General features: G+C 43.2%; 14 protein-coding genes. 10 read left to right on the forward strand and 4 right to left on the reverse strand.

Annotated features, from left to right (window positions below):
* Window positions 1-141 precede the first annotated feature (141 nt).
* Window positions 142-1,695 carry a sigma-54 dependent transcriptional regulator gene (locus KKC46_18885; GenBank protein MBU1055870.1) on the forward strand — a complete coding sequence of 518 codons (1,554 nt, stop codon included), beginning with the start codon at window positions 142-144 and terminating at the stop codon, window positions 1,693-1,695.
* A gap of 50 nt (window positions 1,696-1,745) precedes the next feature.
* Here KKC46_18885 and KKC46_18890 read toward each other — a convergent pair whose 3' ends face one another.
* Window positions 1,746-3,854, reverse strand: coding sequence for a 6-phosphofructokinase (locus KKC46_18890; GenBank protein ID MBU1055871.1), 2,109 nt, complete (start codon window positions 3,852-3,854; stop codon window positions 1,746-1,748).
* A gap of 336 nt (window positions 3,855-4,190) precedes the next feature.
* On the opposite strand from KKC46_18890, the gene atpD reads away from it, so the two are divergent.
* From atpD to KKC46_18935, 9 genes are read left to right on the forward strand one after another with little or no spacing between them, the layout of a single operon-like run.
* Window positions 4,191-5,600, forward strand: coding sequence for a F0F1 ATP synthase subunit beta (atpD, locus tag KKC46_18895; GenBank protein MBU1055872.1), 1,410 nt, complete (start codon window positions 4,191-4,193; stop codon window positions 5,598-5,600).
* Window positions 5,597-5,983 carry a F0F1 ATP synthase subunit epsilon gene (locus KKC46_18900; protein ID MBU1055873.1) on the forward strand — a complete coding sequence of 129 codons (387 nt, stop codon included), beginning with the start codon at window positions 5,597-5,599 and terminating at the stop codon, window positions 5,981-5,983. Before atpD ends, KKC46_18900 begins: the two co-directional genes overlap by 4 nt.
* Complete coding sequence (locus KKC46_18905) at window positions 5,976-6,311, forward strand: AtpZ/AtpI family protein (protein ID MBU1055874.1); 336 nt, start codon at window positions 5,976-5,978, stop codon at window positions 6,309-6,311. The genes KKC46_18900 and KKC46_18905 overlap by 8 nt, the downstream gene beginning before the upstream one ends.
* Window positions 6,301-6,603 (forward strand): ATP synthase subunit I, encoded by a 303-nt coding sequence (locus KKC46_18910; protein ID MBU1055875.1) that lies wholly within the window; start codon window positions 6,301-6,303, stop codon window positions 6,601-6,603. Before KKC46_18905 ends, KKC46_18910 begins: the two co-directional genes overlap by 11 nt.
* Window positions 6,587-7,288 carry a F0F1 ATP synthase subunit A gene (locus tag KKC46_18915; protein MBU1055876.1) on the forward strand — a complete coding sequence of 234 codons (702 nt, stop codon included), beginning with the start codon at window positions 6,587-6,589 and terminating at the stop codon, window positions 7,286-7,288. Before KKC46_18910 ends, KKC46_18915 begins: the two co-directional genes overlap by 17 nt.
* Window positions 7,285-7,563 carry a F0F1 ATP synthase subunit C gene (locus tag KKC46_18920; GenBank protein MBU1055877.1) on the forward strand — a complete coding sequence of 93 codons (279 nt, stop codon included), beginning with the start codon at window positions 7,285-7,287 and terminating at the stop codon, window positions 7,561-7,563. The genes KKC46_18915 and KKC46_18920 overlap by 4 nt, the downstream gene beginning before the upstream one ends.
* Before the next feature lie 3 nt (window positions 7,564-7,566).
* Window positions 7,567-8,322, forward strand: a complete 756-nt coding sequence (locus KKC46_18925; GenBank protein MBU1055878.1) for a hypothetical protein — start codon at window positions 7,567-7,569, stop codon at window positions 8,320-8,322.
* Complete coding sequence (locus tag KKC46_18930) at window positions 8,319-9,836, forward strand: alternate F1F0 ATPase, F1 subunit alpha (protein MBU1055879.1); 1,518 nt, start codon at window positions 8,319-8,321, stop codon at window positions 9,834-9,836. The genes KKC46_18925 and KKC46_18930 overlap by 4 nt, the downstream gene beginning before the upstream one ends.
* A gap of 5 nt (window positions 9,837-9,841) precedes the next feature.
* Complete coding sequence (locus KKC46_18935) at window positions 9,842-10,720, forward strand: F0F1 ATP synthase subunit gamma (protein ID MBU1055880.1); 879 nt, start codon at window positions 9,842-9,844, stop codon at window positions 10,718-10,720.
* Window positions 10,721-10,743: 23 nt separating this feature from the next.
* Here the strand turns inward: KKC46_18935 and KKC46_18940 are convergent, their stop codons facing one another.
* From KKC46_18940 to KKC46_18950, 3 genes are all read right to left on the reverse strand, one after another.
* Complete coding sequence (locus KKC46_18940; GenBank protein ID MBU1055881.1) at window positions 10,744-12,273, reverse strand: efflux transporter outer membrane subunit; 1,530 nt, start codon at window positions 12,271-12,273, stop codon at window positions 10,744-10,746.
* 87 nt (window positions 12,274-12,360) lie between these two features.
* Window positions 12,361-15,513, reverse strand: a complete 3,153-nt coding sequence (locus tag KKC46_18945) for an efflux RND transporter permease subunit (GenBank protein ID MBU1055882.1) — start codon at window positions 15,511-15,513, stop codon at window positions 12,361-12,363.
* Complete coding sequence (locus tag KKC46_18950; GenBank protein ID MBU1055883.1) at window positions 15,513-16,685, reverse strand: efflux RND transporter periplasmic adaptor subunit; 1,173 nt, start codon at window positions 16,683-16,685, stop codon at window positions 15,513-15,515. Before KKC46_18950 ends, KKC46_18945 begins: the two co-directional genes overlap by 1 nt.
* Between the last annotated feature and the right edge of the window lie 229 nt (window positions 16,686-16,914).

Consider the following 16,914-nt stretch of genomic DNA (forward strand, 5'->3'; position numbering starts at 1 on the left):
AATTTGCATGTAAATACAGATATATATACAAAGATAGCAACGAATATGTTGTATGCAACGATAATATTTGTTGCATTGCACGTATATTTCATTAAACTGTGGTAATAAACGGACTTTATACATTAATAATAGGAAATTCCCATGCCACTAGATGAAAATTATTTTTTCCGGGAGGCCACATTACGGATCTGTGGCAGCCTGGAGATCGAAAGAGCACTGTGGGATTGCTTTATGTACATACGCGACTTTATCCCGGCGGAGATCATGCTGATCGCTGTTTATGATCCAGCACCGGAAACCGCTGAAATTATTGCAAAGGCTGATTTGAGGGGAGGAGAACTTACATCCTTAAAAAGCGTTGTTCCGGAAGATACGAAACAAATTATCGAGGAAATGAGAATAAATCCTAAGGTAAGGCCAAAGGTATTGGTGGCTGACAGGATTGGCGATCATCCCATTGTAAATTATCTATCTGAAATTATAGGCTATCATGATGCAGCTTTTATGGCGATAGGACCAAAGCTGGAATGGGATTTTATAGCCGGTATTTTTGTCGGTAATCATGGGAACAATAAGTATTCAAAAAAACATATCCGACTTTTTTCGCTTTTGAATGAACCCTTTGCCATTGCCCTAAGCAATTATCTGCGTTACCGGGAGGTCCTAAGACTGAAGGAAATCCTGGCAGATGACAACAAATATTTACAGGATGAGTTACGGCAACAAACGGGAGAAGAGATCGTGGGCGCCCATTTCGGTCTGAAACAGGTCACGGGAATGGTTGGCCAGGTGGCTCCCCTGGCCAGCCCCGTTCTCTTGCTGGGAGAAACCGGAACCGGAAAAGAGGTAATTGCCACAGCCATTCATAATTTGTCACCGCGTAGAAACGGTCCTTTTATTAAGGTGAATTGTGGCGCTATCCCGGAGTCACTTATGGATAGCGAGCTGTTCGGTCATGAGAAGGGAGCATTTACAGGCGCCTTCTTTCAGAAACGGGGCCGCTTCGAGCGCGCCCAGGGCGGCACAATCTTTCTCGATGAGATCGGCGAGTTAACACCGGGGGCACAAATCAGTCTCTTGCGGGTTATCCAGGAAAAAGAGATTGAACGGGTAGGTGGGACAGAAACCATCAAGGTTGATATTCGTATAATCGCTGCTACGCATCGCAATCTGGAGGCCATGCTGGCAGAGGGAAAGTTCCGTGAGGATCTCTATTTCCGCTTGCGGGTTTTTCCCATCATGATTCCGCCGCTGCGTGACCGACGCATTGATATTCCAGCCCTGGTCCAATATTTCATGATGAAAAAGACACAGGAGATGGGGTTTACTAATGTTCCCACTCTTGCTCCCGGAGCAATTGAGAAACTGATGAATTACAACTGGCCCGGCAATGTCAGGGAACTACAGAACGCGGTCGAACGTGCCCTTATCCTCAGCATGGGACAACCGCTGGCATTTGACAATCTGGGTGATATTATGCCTCACGCGACTGTTATGATATCCGAGAGTTACGATAGAAATCCTCTCGGTCTTGAAGAAACGATGTCACAAGCGATTATAAATGCACTGAACATAACCGGTGGCCGTGTAGACGGGGAAAAAGGTGCGGCAAAGCTTTTAAAAATAAACCCTTCAACTCTTCGAACAAAAATGCGCAAATTAGGCATCCCATTCGGCAGGAAAGTAAACGTTTAGTAAAAAAGAGTAATTCAAATGCCCGGAACAAATAATCCTGAGTTCCGGCCTTACTTGCCCGACTCTTGTCTTACAAGTTCATTCAAGATAAACGTCAATGGCCTGTTTTCTTCACAGTTTTCACTAAATCTTATAGGCCCGGGCTTACGGTAGTTATCTTCACCATGGTAAGCACCAAGCCATTTTTCCCGAAGTTCTTTTACTATATTAAAGGCCGGCGAATTTACATCTACAATAGTTTTTTCCAAAACCAGTTCCATCTTTCCTTTTCTTTCTTCAATCCGCATAAGAGGAGCTATGGGAATACCTATCGGTTCCCATTTGTTAAATTCTTTTTCAAGGTTTTTTATAGCAGCCATTTGGCCGGTTGCCCCGTTTGCTACGAGGCTGAAAGCTGTAAGGCCTAAATTATATCCATAAACACAGTCAAAACCGCTTGGATCATTTCCTCTTCCATCGTAGCCATAAAAATGAAGCTGTGTCTTAAAGCTGGGTACGGATTTTTTGTAGATTTTTTCTACCGGCCCCGGAATTTTCTCATCTTCCGCCAAAAAGCCTTCTTTAACAAGCTCCATAGTTAAGGTTTTAAGCGATGTAATGGAATCTTTGACTATCAGAAACTCTTCTTTATAATCATTAAAAAGCGCAGGGCCGTAAAGATCGGGGTTAAGATTACCCTTTTTCAGAGTTTTACTGAAATAGCTTTTTTTGATTCCAACCTTGTACTGACCTTTTTCTTTTAATATTTTAAGATAATCTTTAACAAGACCCATAAGCACTTTATCCGTTTCAACCTGAGAGAACTGAAAATTGCCATGGCTATCTCTTTCTGTAAGAAGACCTTCCTGGAAAAAAGCCGGAATGTCATTAAACAAATCATCATCTCTTGTGTTCCAGATAGTAAAACCACCCTCTTCCCGTGAAGTTTTTGCCAATCTGCGTAAGTAATCAAGCTTTTCTTCCAAAACGGGAAAATCGCTGTGAAAGTCGTTATCATGGGTTGAATTGTATTTGGCGATAATCGTGTTAAGTTTGATAATAAATACCTGGATCTCATTTACAAATTCAAGAACACCTTCCGGAATAACTATTACTCCAAAATTTTTCCCGACTGCGGCTCTTCGCACAATCCCGTCACAAAGCATACGGGACAAATGACGCAAAGTCATCCCGAAAGCCGTATAATCAACAGTTCCATCTTTTTTTGCTTTTTCCAACCTTCTTACATCCACATAATCGGCCAGATCCTCACCTATAAGAGTTATATTGGCATGAGTCTGGAGGGCAACTTCTAGGGCAAGATGGCTTGCAACCCTTCCCATTACTTTACATATGTGCCAGTACTTTACATCCGAACTGCTGTCTGTGCATAGATTGCTTACGGAATTTGCAAAAGCAAGAGCTGCCGTATGAAAGCCGAAAGAAATTGCACAAAGAATCGTTCCGTTTGCATCCCTTACCTGGATATCACCATCAATTGTTTTTGGAACACCAATGATTTGCACACCATCATCAAACATGTCTTGTGCAAGAAAGGCAGCATTTGTATTTGAATCATCTCCTCCCACAATTACAAGTGCATCCAGTTTCAATTTGCTGCATGTCTCCTTTGAGAGAGACGTTTTTCCCTTGGAATCAATTTTTGTACGGCCTGTTTTTATCATGCCGAATCCGCCAAGGTTTCTGTAGGCATCAACTATATCATCTGTCAATTCTACGCATTCATTTTCAATAATCCCGTCAGGGCCAAGCAAAAAACCGTATATAGCACTTTCGGGATTGGCTTTCTTTGCGGCATCATACATACCTGCGATAACATTGTGCCCCCCTGGCGCCGGTCCACCCGAAAACACAATTCCTATATTTCGTTTTTTACAATATTTCTTTTTGAATGATTCATCGGCAGAATCCATGCCTTTTAAAATTTGAACTTTGTTTCCTATTATGTCAGGCAATCGTTTTTTTGCTTCAACATGAATCTCAAACTTATAATCATCTGTTTCATCTGTTCTTATAGAGTCATTCATAAATACATTGCATACGGCCGGTTTGTGATATCTTCTTGCGGTTAGCTCAGGACTTACACGGCTTACAACTTGCTGAATCGAAGAATTGTTTTTTATAATGTGGGTGAAATCGGTGTTTTCTTTGCTTGGCATTGGTTTCTCCGCAAAAAATTATTAATGAAAATTCTTTTTAGCAATAATAAACTATTTATCTGCTTATCAAATTATGGCTATCAACAAATATATAGGTATGATTGTTTTTAATAACTTCCGGCAAACGATTATGTCAAGAATATTTATAAAATCCTTCAAACCCTATGGTTTATATATTACGGTAATTGTTTATAGTTTTAATTCTCATTATTTTCATTATCAGTTTTTTGTTGTCTATCAAAATCTTTAGCAGTAGAATTATTTTTCAATCTGTATGTGCTGAATTTAGCAATATACATCCTTAATTATTGCTTTTTGACTTTTTCGGAGCTGAGAATGACCAATTACGGGAACCAGGCAACTATAAACGAAGGTATTGTAGTTTCCGTGCGCGGCGGCATCGTTGACATATTTTTCAATAAAGACCTGCCACCCTTATATACCCTGCTTTGGGCAGGCGAAGATAAGCCAATTCCCATTGAAGCCGTCACCCATATAGATGCAAACCGCATCAGAGGTATAGCCCTTTCTTCCACTTCAGGGCTTGGCAGGGGTGACATAGCGCGTTCATACGGCAAAACACTGACATCGCCTGTAGGCAAAAATCTTCTGGGCCGGATGTTCAATGTGTTCGGAGAAACTATCGACGGACTTGAAAAAACCGAATATTCCGAATACAGATCTATTCATCGCCCATCCATTAATTTATCCGGGCGTACTACCAGCCAGGAAATTTTTTTAACCGGAATAAAAGCCATCGACCTTTTAGTCCCTCTTGAACGGGGCGGCAAAGCCGGATTGTTCGGAGGGGCGGGTGTGGGTAAGACCGTGGTTATAACCGAGTTGATCCATAATATAGTCGGCAAACATAAAGGGATGAGCATTTTCTGCGGCATCGGGGAACGTTGCAGGGAAGGGGAAGAACTTTACAGGGAAATGAGCCAGGCCGGCGTACTTAAAAATACGGTGATGGTTTTCGGCCAGATGGATGAGCCTCCCGGCGCCCGGTTTCGCGTGGGTCACGTTGCTCTGACTATGGCCGAGTATTTCCGGGATGACCTGGGCCAGGACGTATTGCTTCTCATTGATAATATTTTCCGTTTCATACAGGCCGGTTCCGAACTATCGGGACTTCTGGGAAGGCTGCCCTCAAGAATGGGATACCAACCCACCATGGGCACTGAACTGGCCGAACTGGAAGAACGCATATCAAGTGGCGCCAAAGCCGCCATTACATCCATACAGGCGGTTTACGTACCTGCCGATGATTTAACCGACCCTTCGGCGGTTCATACTTTTTCACATTTGTCAGCCTCCATCGTTCTTTCACGAAAACGGGCAGGTGAAGGATTTTATCCTGCTATTGATCCTTTACAGTCCAGATCCGCCATGCTCCAGCCCCGTATTGTAGGACAAAGACATTACGATATTGCACGGGAAGTCAGAAAAACTCTGGCAAATTATGAAGAATTAAAAGATATTATCGCCATGCTTGGCATTGAGGAGCTGGCACGCGAAGACCGCAAAACGGTTTTCAGGGCAAGACGGCTGGAACGGTTTCTTACCCAGCCCTTTTTTACAACAAATCAGTTTACAGGACTTGATGGAAAATTTGTGGGTATTGAAGACACAATTTCAGGATGTGAAAGAATAATAAATGACGAATTTTCCGATATTCCGGAAAGCGCTTTGTATATGATTGGTTCAGTTGATGAAGCAAAAAAAACAATGGGAGAAAAAACTTGAATCTAACCATTTATCTTCCATCGGAAATCTTTTTGGACTCTCCTGTCAAAAAAATTGTGGGAGAAGGCCCGGAGGGCTCATTTTGCATTTTGCCGAAACATATCGATTTCGTGACCGCTCTTGTTCCGGGTATTCTGAAATATTTTTCGGAATCCGGCAGTGAACAATTTCTCGCACTAAAGGAAGGAATACTGGTCAAGCAACAGGAGCGTGTTGCTGTTACTACCCAAATGGCTTTTAAGGGAGAACTTGGATTTTTAAAGGAAACGGTAGATAGAATTATCTATGAGACCGATGATCGTGAAAAGCAAACCCAAACAGCAGTAGCCCGGCTTGAAGCCGGTTTTATACGAAGTTTTATGGAAATCGGAAAAAATGCCTGAAGATTCTGAAAATTTCGATAAAAAAGAACGGCAGTTTTCCCATGCCGTAGACATCCGTGAAAAGCGCAAAATCCGGGCGGAAAAGAAAAAAAAAGAAGGATTCTGGTTTGGCCTGGGTATGTTCGGTGTGGTGGGATGGTCTGTGGCCGTTCCGACCGTGGCAGGAATTTTTATCGGATTATGGATAGACATCAAATATCCGAGCCGCTATTCCTGGACACTGATGCTTATGATAATCGGCATTGTTTCAGGATGCGCCAACGCCTGGAGATGGATTACGCGGGAAAGAAACGGCATCAAAGAAGAAAGGGAAGATAATGGAGATTGACCCTTTTGTCATATGTGTTGCAACGGTATGGGGAGTAATCCTGAGTATTCTCTTTTTCGGGGGGTTGTGGTGGACTTTAAAAAAAATCCCGCAAAAACAAAATCCCCAACGTTTTCTTGGATACAGCTTCATTATACGAACATCTATAGCGCTTGGTGGATTCTGGCTGGCTTTAAACCACAGCCTTGCGGCTTTTGGGATAACAATGGCCGCATTTGCTCTTATGCGCTTTATTTTAACACACCGGTTGGGTTCCGCAAAAGGAGACGAAAAGAATGTCAATCAGTCCTGACAGCATTGTTTTCTGGGAATACGGCATATTTTCCTTAAACGGAACCATTGTTTTCACATGGATAGTCATGGCTTTACTGTCTTTTGGCTCATGGCTGATAACCAGACGGTTTAAACCGGACGGAGATGTTTCCCTGTTGCAAAGCATGCTGGAAGCAATTGTCGGTTCTATCCGGCAGCAGTTAAAAGAAGTAACTCCTTACCAGCCCAAAGGAATTATGGATTTTCTTGGAACATTGTTTCTGTTTATAGCCGTTTCCAATATACTTTCCGTAATTCCCGGATTTCAACCGCCTACAGGCTCGCTTTCGACCACAGCAGCCCTTGCCCTTCTGGTTTTTATAGCTGTTCCGGTTTACGGAATTTCAAGAGCGGGTTTTTTTAACTATCTTTCAAATTATCTGCGTCCTTCATTTTTCATGCTTCCGTTTAATATTATGGGAGAAATCAGCAGAACGTTAGCACTTGCCGTGCGTCTCTTCGGCAATGTTATGAGCAGCAATATGATAGGAGCCATTCTTCTGCTTATCACCCCGCTTTTTTTCCCTGTTATAATGCAGTTGCTGGGGCTGCTCACAGGAGTGGTTCAGGCATATATCTTTGCCATTCTCGCGGCAGTGTATATCGGCGCCGCGATGGAAATACAATCAATACCGAAAAAAATAAAAAAAGGAGAAAAAATATGAGTGATTTAACATGGGTGGCTGTAGCATCCATACTTGCTTCGAGCATATGCATCGGAATAGGATCGATAGGCCCTGCCCTTGGTGAAGGAAAAGCTTTGGCACAGGCTTTAAGTTCCATTGCACAGCAGCCTGATGAAACCAATGCGATTACCCGAACGCTTTTTGTGGGAATGGCAATGGTGGAATCAACTGCAATCTATTGTTTTGTAGTGACAATGATACTTATTTTCGCAAATCCTTTCTGGAATTATTTTCTTTCCAAAGCCGGAGGATAAATCGTGCCTATAGACTGGTTTACAATTGCCGCTCAGATCATTAATTTTTTTATCCTTATTTTTCTCTTAAAAAAATTTTTATACCGCCCTGTAATCCGTGCGATGGAAGAAAGGGAAAAAAGGATTGCAAATGCATTAGAGCAGGCAAAAAACGCCGAAAAAGAAGCCAGAGCACATGCCGAATCACTTGCAGCCAGGCAACAGGATTTTTTGGAAAACAAAGAAAAAATGCTGGCCGATGCCAAAGCGGAAATAGAAAAATGGCACGAGATAAAAATTGCCGAACTGCGGATGGAAATAGACGATATGCGTCAATCCTGGACAGATAATCTTGACCGTGAACGCCGGAAATTTTTAACGAATCTGAAAAAGGATACGATCCGGCACATTATGAATATAGGCAATAAGGTCATAAGGGATCTGGCCGATCAACAGCTTGAAGCGCGGATTATCGCAGTTTTCATGGAAAAAATTGAAAATGAAAAGAAGTACTTTCAAAGCGAAAAATATGCCGGAACTGTTCAGGTAATTTCAGGATTCGGGCTTTCCGAAAAAGTCGCCGATGACATCCGAAAAAAATTCAGCCAATGGCTTCCATCTTCCGAACCTGTCCGTTTTGAAACTTCCCGTGACCTGGGAATGGGAATTGAAGTATTTGCAGGAGATAAAAAAATTGCCTGGAATCTTGATAAATATTTAATAGATCTTGAAAAGGAAATACTTTTGGTATTTCCATCAAAAACACGGAATGCAGCATGAATGATTTTGATATTAATTCCATTCTTGAAGAAGTGTCCCATGCAATAGAAAAGGGAACTAATCAGTATAACCCGCTTCCCGAAACCGAAGAAATAGGAACAATTCGATCCGTAGACGAAGGAATTGTATGGGCTAAAGGCTTAAGCCATGTAAAATATGAGGAACTGGTCCTTTTTGAAGACGGGAATATGGGCATGGTATTAGATATTTTGCCTGACCGTGTTGGAATTGTTCTTTTCGGCCATAACGAAAACCTTTCCGCCGGACAAAAAGTTTCCCGAAGCCACCGCATCCTCGATATTCCCGTCGGCCCTGATTTTTTGGGACGGGTAGTAAATCCTCTGGGAGAGCCTCTGGATGATCTGGGTTCGATAAAGGAAGAAAAAAGATACGATGTTTTAAGGCAAGCTCCAAGAATTTTAGACCGGGCACCGGTTGAAAAACCTTTACAAACCGGCCTGAAAGTAATTGACGCCCTGATTCCCATCGGAAGGGGCCAGCGGGAACTGATTTTAGGAGACAGGCAAACCGGAAAAACAGCCATTGCTTTAGATACGATAATAAACCAGAAAGGAAAAGACGTAAAATGCATCTATTGCGCCATAGGACAAAGAGGCGCAAGTGTAGCCAAGGTTATTGCCGATCTTAAAGAGCAAAATGCTATGGATTACACAACCGTCGTGGTAGTAGCAGGAGATGATCCGCCGGGGCTTCAATATATCGCCCCTTACGCAGCAACCAGTATAGCCGAGTATTTCATGCATGAAGGCCATGATGCGATAATAATCTATGACGATTTGACGCGGCATGCCCTGGCTTACCGGCAGCTTTCGCTGCTGATGCGCAGACCGCCAGGCAGAGAGGCTTTTCCAGGTGATATATTTTATATTCATTCCAGACTGCTGGAAAGAGCCACCCATTTGAAAACCGAACTTGGAGGAGGCAGCCTGACGGCTCTGCCTATTGCCGAAACCGAGGCACAGAACATCTCAGCATATATTCCCACCAATCTGATATCCATCACCGACGGGCAGATTTATCTTTCCCCGGATATGTTCCAGAAAGGATTGCTGCCGGCTGTAGATGTAAGCAAATCAGTTTCCCGCGTAGGCGGAAGGGCACAAATTCCGGCTTATCGAAAAGTCTCCGGGGATTTAAGACTTTCCTACAGTCAGTTTCAGGAACTGGAAGCATTTGCCCGTTTCGGAGCCAGGCTTGACGATCATACCAGAAAAACCCTCGACCATGGCCTAAGGGTGCGCGAAGTATTAAAACAGGACCAGTTTTCTCCCCTTGGTGCGGCAAGTCAAATAGCAATTCTTTTGTCCGTTGCCAGTGGCACGCTGGATAATATCCCCATAAAACGCATAAGGGATGCGGAATTGGCCGTTTGCGAACAATTAACCAAACTGATTCCCGGATTCAACCAAAGCATTGAGACAGCAGAGCCCAAAGATCCTGTCTGGGACAAGATGAATCAGATAATAACCGAAGTGTTGAAAGCCTTTATATAAAAACAATGCAAACCCTGGAAGTACTGGACAAAAAAATCAGGACCGCTGAAGACCTGCTCTCGGTGGTTAAAAGCATGAAAACCCTTTCAGCGGTGAATATCCGGCATTATGAGATGGCAGTGGAATCTCTGGAAGCATACAGAAATATAGTGGATAAAGGATGGCAGATTCTCTTCAGCCACTTTATTCCGGATTCAGGCAACCTTGCCGAAAAACATGCTGTCATTATAGTTATCGGAACAGACCAGGGCATGTGCGGCCAGTTCAATGAGATTATTGCCGCCAAAGCTATGACTGAATACAAAGTACTTAAAAAACAGGGAGCGGATGTGGCTTTCTGGTCTGTCGGAGAAAAAGTTGCCGCAGCTATAACCGATGAAAACGTTACGACAGAGCTGCATTACAATGCTCCGGGAAGCCTGAATACTGTAAATATCATGGTGGCGGATTTGACGGAAAAACTGGAAAACCGGAAAAGCAAACATGGAACAGATTATTTCTATCTGTGCCATAATATACTTTCCGGAAAAACAAGCTATGATCAGACATGCTACCCCGTTCTTCCGCTGGACAAAAGCTGGGTTGACAAACGAAATATACAATGGCCGGAAAGATGCCTGCCCCTTTTAGGCCTTCCTCCTACCGAAATGTTTCGGCATTTGTTCAGGCAATATCTGTATATTTCTCTTTACAGGGCGCTTGTCCAATCCCTTGCCGGCGAAAATCTGGCCCGTCTCACCGCCATGCAGGCAGCGGAAAAAAATATTGAAGAACTCGAAGCTGACCTTAAAAAACAGCACCGTGAAGAACGACAGGCTGGTATCACCAATGAACTGCTGGATATTATTTCCGGCTTCGAGGCGCTAAGTGATGATTTTTCCTGAACCGCCGTTAAATAAACCGGCTCTTATTGTTTATTTAAAAGATTCCCCCAGTTTGTTCTTTTTCGCATTTCTTCCTTGGTCTCTTCCGGCACAAAATCCTTTCCTTCCCGTATCTCCCAGCCTCCGCCAAGAGCTTTGTAAATGGCAATCAGATTAAGCGCAACAGACCCTTTTGTTTCGGCAAGAATATCTTCCTGTGTTGCCTGAGCCCTTTGAGTATCAAGCACCCTCTGATAATCTATCAAGCCTTCTCTGTACTGCAATACTGATATTTGAACCGAGCGTTTGGCGGCTTTTTCCGCTTCAGATAAAAAAATTTCTTCTTCCTGTGCTCTCAGAAAACCGGCCAAAGCATTTTCCACCTCCTGTGTAGCACGCAGAACAGTATTTTGATAATTAACTATCGTTTGCTGAAGTCTGGCATCCTGAACACGAACCCTGTTTTTTATCCGGCCGTAGTTAAACAAATCCCAGCCAAAAGATGGCCCGCCGAAGAATTCCAGGCTGTCCGTATCAAAAACATCTTTTAATCTACTGCCGTTCAAGCCTCCGTCTTTGGTAAAGTCGCCATTGCTTGAACGAAGCCCTATTGAACCAAAAAGTTTAAAATGAGGAAATAAATCCGCTTTGGCAACACCTACCAAAGGACTCTGGGCAGCCACATAAGATTCCGCCAGCCGTATATCCGGGCGTCTGCGCAAAAGATCGGCAGGTATACCCACGGCAACTTCTGCAAAAGCTTTAGGAATAACGGATTCTCCGGTAATTATATCATCAAGATCATCCGGCATTTTACCCAGCAGAACACAGAGCGCATTCCTGGTTTGGCGCAAGGCTGCTTCCAGCCGCGGTATCAGGGCCTGGGTATTTTTAAGAAGCGCTGTAGCCTGTGCAACATCAAGTTCAGTCACTTCCCCGGCTTTAAAGCGTACATTGGCGATTCTAAGAGAACGTTGTTGGATATTCACATTTTCCCGCGCAATTGCCAGCCTTTTTTCAAATGTTCGAATACTGACATAGGTTCGGGCAACTTCGGCTGTAAGTGTAACAAGCATATCATCATAGCTTGCGACAGAGGTATCCAGATTAGCAGCGCCGGATTCCACCAAACGCCTGAACTTGCCCCAGAAATCCAGCTCCCAGGCGGCATCAAATCCAACAGCCACATCGGCGTAAGACAAGTCTCCGGAAATTGTGTTGGCCGAGTTTTCACTTGCACTGTTATAAGAATACCCGCCACGTAATTGTTGTGACTGCGGGAATAGATTTCCGAAAGCAATTCCCAGTTGCGCTCTGGCTTCCAGGATTCGAATTCCTGCAATACGCAACGAAAGATTCTGCTTATATGCAGATTCAATCAAAACATCCAGTACCGGATCATTGAAAGCACGCCACCAATGGCTGTAACTTACGGTTTCAGTTTTTACCCTGTTATCTTCGTGCTCAAGCCATTTTTGCGGTTCCGGCGCCGAAGGTTTGATATAGTCGGGCCCTACGGCACAGCCGCAAAACATTAATACACAACTTACAAGAACAATTAAAAACCGCTTCATATATAAAAGCTTTCCTTTCTTGGCATCTGATAAATAAAAATATTGCAATAGCAATAGCATTTAAACTCCCTTGCTTGGTATCAAAAATTATGGATTTTTTACCCTGAAAAATATTGCATACAATACCGGAATCACAATCAGCGTCAGCAAAGTTGCAAAGCCAAGCCCAAACATAATGGACACAGCCATTGATATAAAAAAAGCATCCTGGAGCAGCGGTGCCATACCTAGTATAGTTGTCAGAGCTGCCATTGAAACCGGTATAAGACGACTAACTCCGGAATCCACAATTGCCTCAAAGGAAGTCTTTCCGCTTGTCATCTCCAGATCTATCTGATCGATTAAAACAATTGCATTTTTGATCATCATCCCGGAAAGGCTCATCAATCCCAAAAGGGCCATAAATCCGAATGGCTGATTAAACAAAAGCAAACCGGCCGTAACACCAATAATTGCAAGCGGCACCGTAAGCCATATGATCAGGGTCTTTTTTATGGAATTAAAGAGAATAATTACCAAAAGAATCATAAGTCCGAAAAATATGGGTATGTTAGAGCTAAGTCTGGACTGCGCCCTACTCGAGTCTTCAGCTTCACCACCCCATGATATATAATAACCCGGCATGTCTTTAAGGGGTACCAAATCCTGATCCTTAACCGGAATAGTTGAAGCATCCCATTCATCCGGTTTAACAGGTTTTCCGAGTTTTTGTTCAACATCCGCACCCAGCGCCTTTTCAATCCTGGGCTTTATCCGCGCCAGAAGCTCACTGGCAAGGCCTGACCTCGGATCAGCATGAATTCTTAACATCTTTTTCCGGTCACGCCTCCAGATATTGGCATCCTCAAAATCGGTCTTAAAACCGGTTATCAACTGGCCAAGGGGAATCGTTTTGCCGGCCACCGGACTCCAGACATTAATTGTGCTCAGGTTGTCCATATCCACACGTTCCGATTCCGGTGACCTGGCAATAATCGGAATCAGCTCATCTCTTTTTCTGTAAACTCCTGCCCGGATTCCTTCTACCGAAGCCGCGATGGCCCTTGCTATATCCGGCCTTCCAAGACCTGCGCGCCTGGCCTGTGTCTCAGCCATCTGCGGTCTTAACACCTTTACCTTATTGCCCCATTCATTTCGCAGCCCTTTTGCTGCAGGATCGGATAAAATAATTTCCTCTGCTTTTTTGCCCAGCTTTCTCAATTCTTCAGGATCAGATCCACTGATCCTAAGCTGAATTTTTCCGCCGGTTGACGGCCCAAGTACAAAAGCCTTTGTATTAACAACAGCCTGGGGAAACAGATTTTCAAGATCTCTTTGCGTCTTTTTTATCAATGCGGGAATCTTTTTATAGTCATCCACTTTTACAAGAATCTGCGCATAGCAGTTATAGCGCGACTCAGGAGCATAAGTCAGTAAAAACCGGATCTGCCCCCCGCCAATAAAAGTAATCACATGATCAACCCCTTCGCATTCCATGAGATAATTTTCAGCCCGCTTGATTTCTTTTGCCGTTTCATTGATATGTGTTCCTTCGGGAAACCGGAAATCAATATAATATTGCTGGCTGGTCGAATCAGGGAAAAAACTGTTTTTGACATATTTAAACCCAAAAAGGGAAAGAAAGAATAAACCGATTACAATACAAACCGTAATCCACCTGAAACGTATACTGACTGACAGAAATTTTCTATAAAACTGATAGAATTTACCCGCATAAGGATCGCCGGATTCGCCGTTGTTATTTTTCCCGTTTTTTGTTGTTAAGAAATTTAGACAAAATAGCGGCGTGCTGGTTACGGCAGTCAGCCAGCTTATCGACAGTGATATCAAAATCACGTAAAATAATGTCCGGCAGTATTCTCCGGTACTATCCTGTGACATCCCTATAGCAGCAAATGCGGCAATTGCAATCAGTGTTGCATAAAATAGCGGCACAGCCACCTGCCCTGCCACTTCTTTGGCAGACGTGCGCGCATCCGCACCCCTGGCCATTCTTACCCGCATGCCGTCTGTCACTACTATTGCATTATCAACCAGCATTCCCAGGGCAATCACAAGTGCGCCGAGTGAAATCCTTTGAAGTGTGATTTCAAATACATCCATGAACAATAAAGTACTCATAATTGTGATAAGCAGGATAGCCCCGATGATAAGGCCGCTTCGCAGTCCCATAAATATCAAAAGAACAATTATCACAACACCTACTGCTTCCAAAAGATTTATCAGAAAACCGTTAATGGCCGTGCTTACGGCATCGGTCTGGAGATAAATTGGATAAGCTTTCATTCCCAAAGGCGCCAAAGCCTCGAGTTCGAAAAAACGTTTTTTTAACGCCTCGCCCATTGCGATTACATTACCACCGGATACGGTCGAAATGGCCATCCCGATAGCCGGTTTGCGATCATACCGTAAAATGGGATCCGATGGTTCCTTGTATCCGCGTTTGATAACAGCAACATCACGCAAATAAACCATGCTCCGGGCATTTGGGCCTATTCCTCTAATAAGAAGATCACCGAAATCCTTTTCCGACTTAAACATTCCCGTTGGATTTACCGGAATATATTCTTTGCCAAGCGTCAGATGGCCCGATTCCACAGGCAGGTTTTTGGAAGCCAGGGCGTTATAGATATGTTCCTGGGAAATACCCAGCTCCGCCATTTGTTCACGCCTCATTTCCACATAGATCACTTCCGGCTGCACCCCGTAAAGCACAATCTTTTTAACATCCTGAGCCTGGAGCAATTCGCGCTGAAGTAATTTAGCGTACTTATAAATCTCGTTATAAGTATAACCGTCACCGGTAATAGCTACATAAACGCCGAATACATCTCCAAAATCATCGTTTACAATAGATGGCCCGGCGCCGGGGGGAAGCCTGGACTGGTAATCATTAACCTTACGACGAATTTCGTCCCAAATCTGTGGAAGTGTGTCCTTGTTAAACTTTTCCTGGATACTGACCTTTATCTGTGAATAGCCCCTGGAAGACCGTGACTCAATCCAGTTTACCTGCCCCAGCTCCTGGATGGCCTTTTCAAGGACGTTTGTAACTTCTTCTTCCACTTCCGCAGCAGACGCACCCGGATATAATGTAACAACAACTGCTTCTTTAATCGTGAACTCCGGATCTTCAAGGCGGGACAAATTGTTGTAGGCGAACCCTCCGAGGACAAAAACAAGTATGGTTATCACCCATGTAACCACGTTTTTTCTTATACTGAGTTCGGCAATATTCATCATTTATAGGCCTCCAGTTCATCGAGGTCCCGAACTTTCATTCCTTCTCTTAACATGCTAACACCTGAGGTAGCGATCTTTTCGCCGTATGAAAGACCTTTAAGAATCTGGATACTATCTTCTCCCGTGAGATTACCCGTAGCAACTTTGCGCTTGTGAACAGTCATTTTACCGGGATCAACCACCCATACATTTGAATTCCCGGCTTCATCGGCAAAAACACAAATAGCCGGAATCACATATGTCTGGCTGTCGCATTCTCCCAATTCAGCCTTGGCAAGAACATTTGCCGTCATACCAGGGAAAATATTGATACCTTTCGGGGATTTCATCATCAGAACAACCTGATAGGTCAAGGTCATGGGATCAGCTTCCGTGCCGATTTCCTTATAGTCCAGTTTATAAAATTTTCCGGGATCTGCTGTAAATTCCGCAAAAGTACTTGAGTTTTTCTCTTTAATATTTGCTACCACATTTTCGGGCACATTTATAAGTATTTCAACATAGGAAATGTCCTGAAGACTTACAATGGGCTGTTTGGCCTGAACTTCACCAAAATTGTTAACATAGCGCTTGGCAATAACACCGGCAAAAGGGGCACTCATATAAGTATAACTCAATTTATCCTTTGCTCCTTCAACCGCAGCCTCAAGAGATGTAATTTCAGCATTTGCTATGTCTAATGCCGCACGCCTCTGGTCAACCATTGCCTGACTTGTCGCACCGGAATCTTCTTTTTTGATTCTTAATATTCTTTCATAATCGCTTTGTGCGCGTTCGACAGATGCCCTGGCCATCGCCAATTGTCCTTGTGCCTGTTTGAGATTTATCTGAAAGTCTTTTGGATTTATCTGTGCCAAAAGTTCACCTTTTCCTACATATTGCCCTTCCTTTACGGAAAGTTTAATTAGCAGGCCCGGTACCTGGAAAGCCAGATCCACACGCTGTGAAGCGCGAACCTTGCCGGGAAACTTCCGTGTGGAGATTTCGCAAATATCTGTCAAAGTCAATATTTTAACAGGTCTTACAACCGGTTCTTTATCAATTGCCGCTTTTTCTTTTGAACAAGAACTTATAAAAACTACTAAAAAAATAATCAGGCCGATCAATATCAAACGTGTGATATCAAATAACCTGAAGTTGTTATCGTTGATTTCCATATATGGTTTCATTACCTTACCTCTAGTAGAATATTGAAATAATCATATGATACAATTAATAAACAGATAGAAAAGCTATTCCGGCCACAACGTATTTTAATAAATAATTAATAATATTATAAATATTGTATTGAGAAATGTTAATACATTATTACTTTCTTTGCAAATAGAAAGTAATAAATATTAACTTACTTTTCAATACCTGTTATAAAAATTATTTATCCCGGCATTGGTGCAAATA

Source organism: Pseudomonadota bacterium (genome assembly GCA_018817425.1).
GTDB lineage: Bacteria > Desulfobacterota > Desulfobacteria > Desulfobacterales > RPRI01 > RPRI01.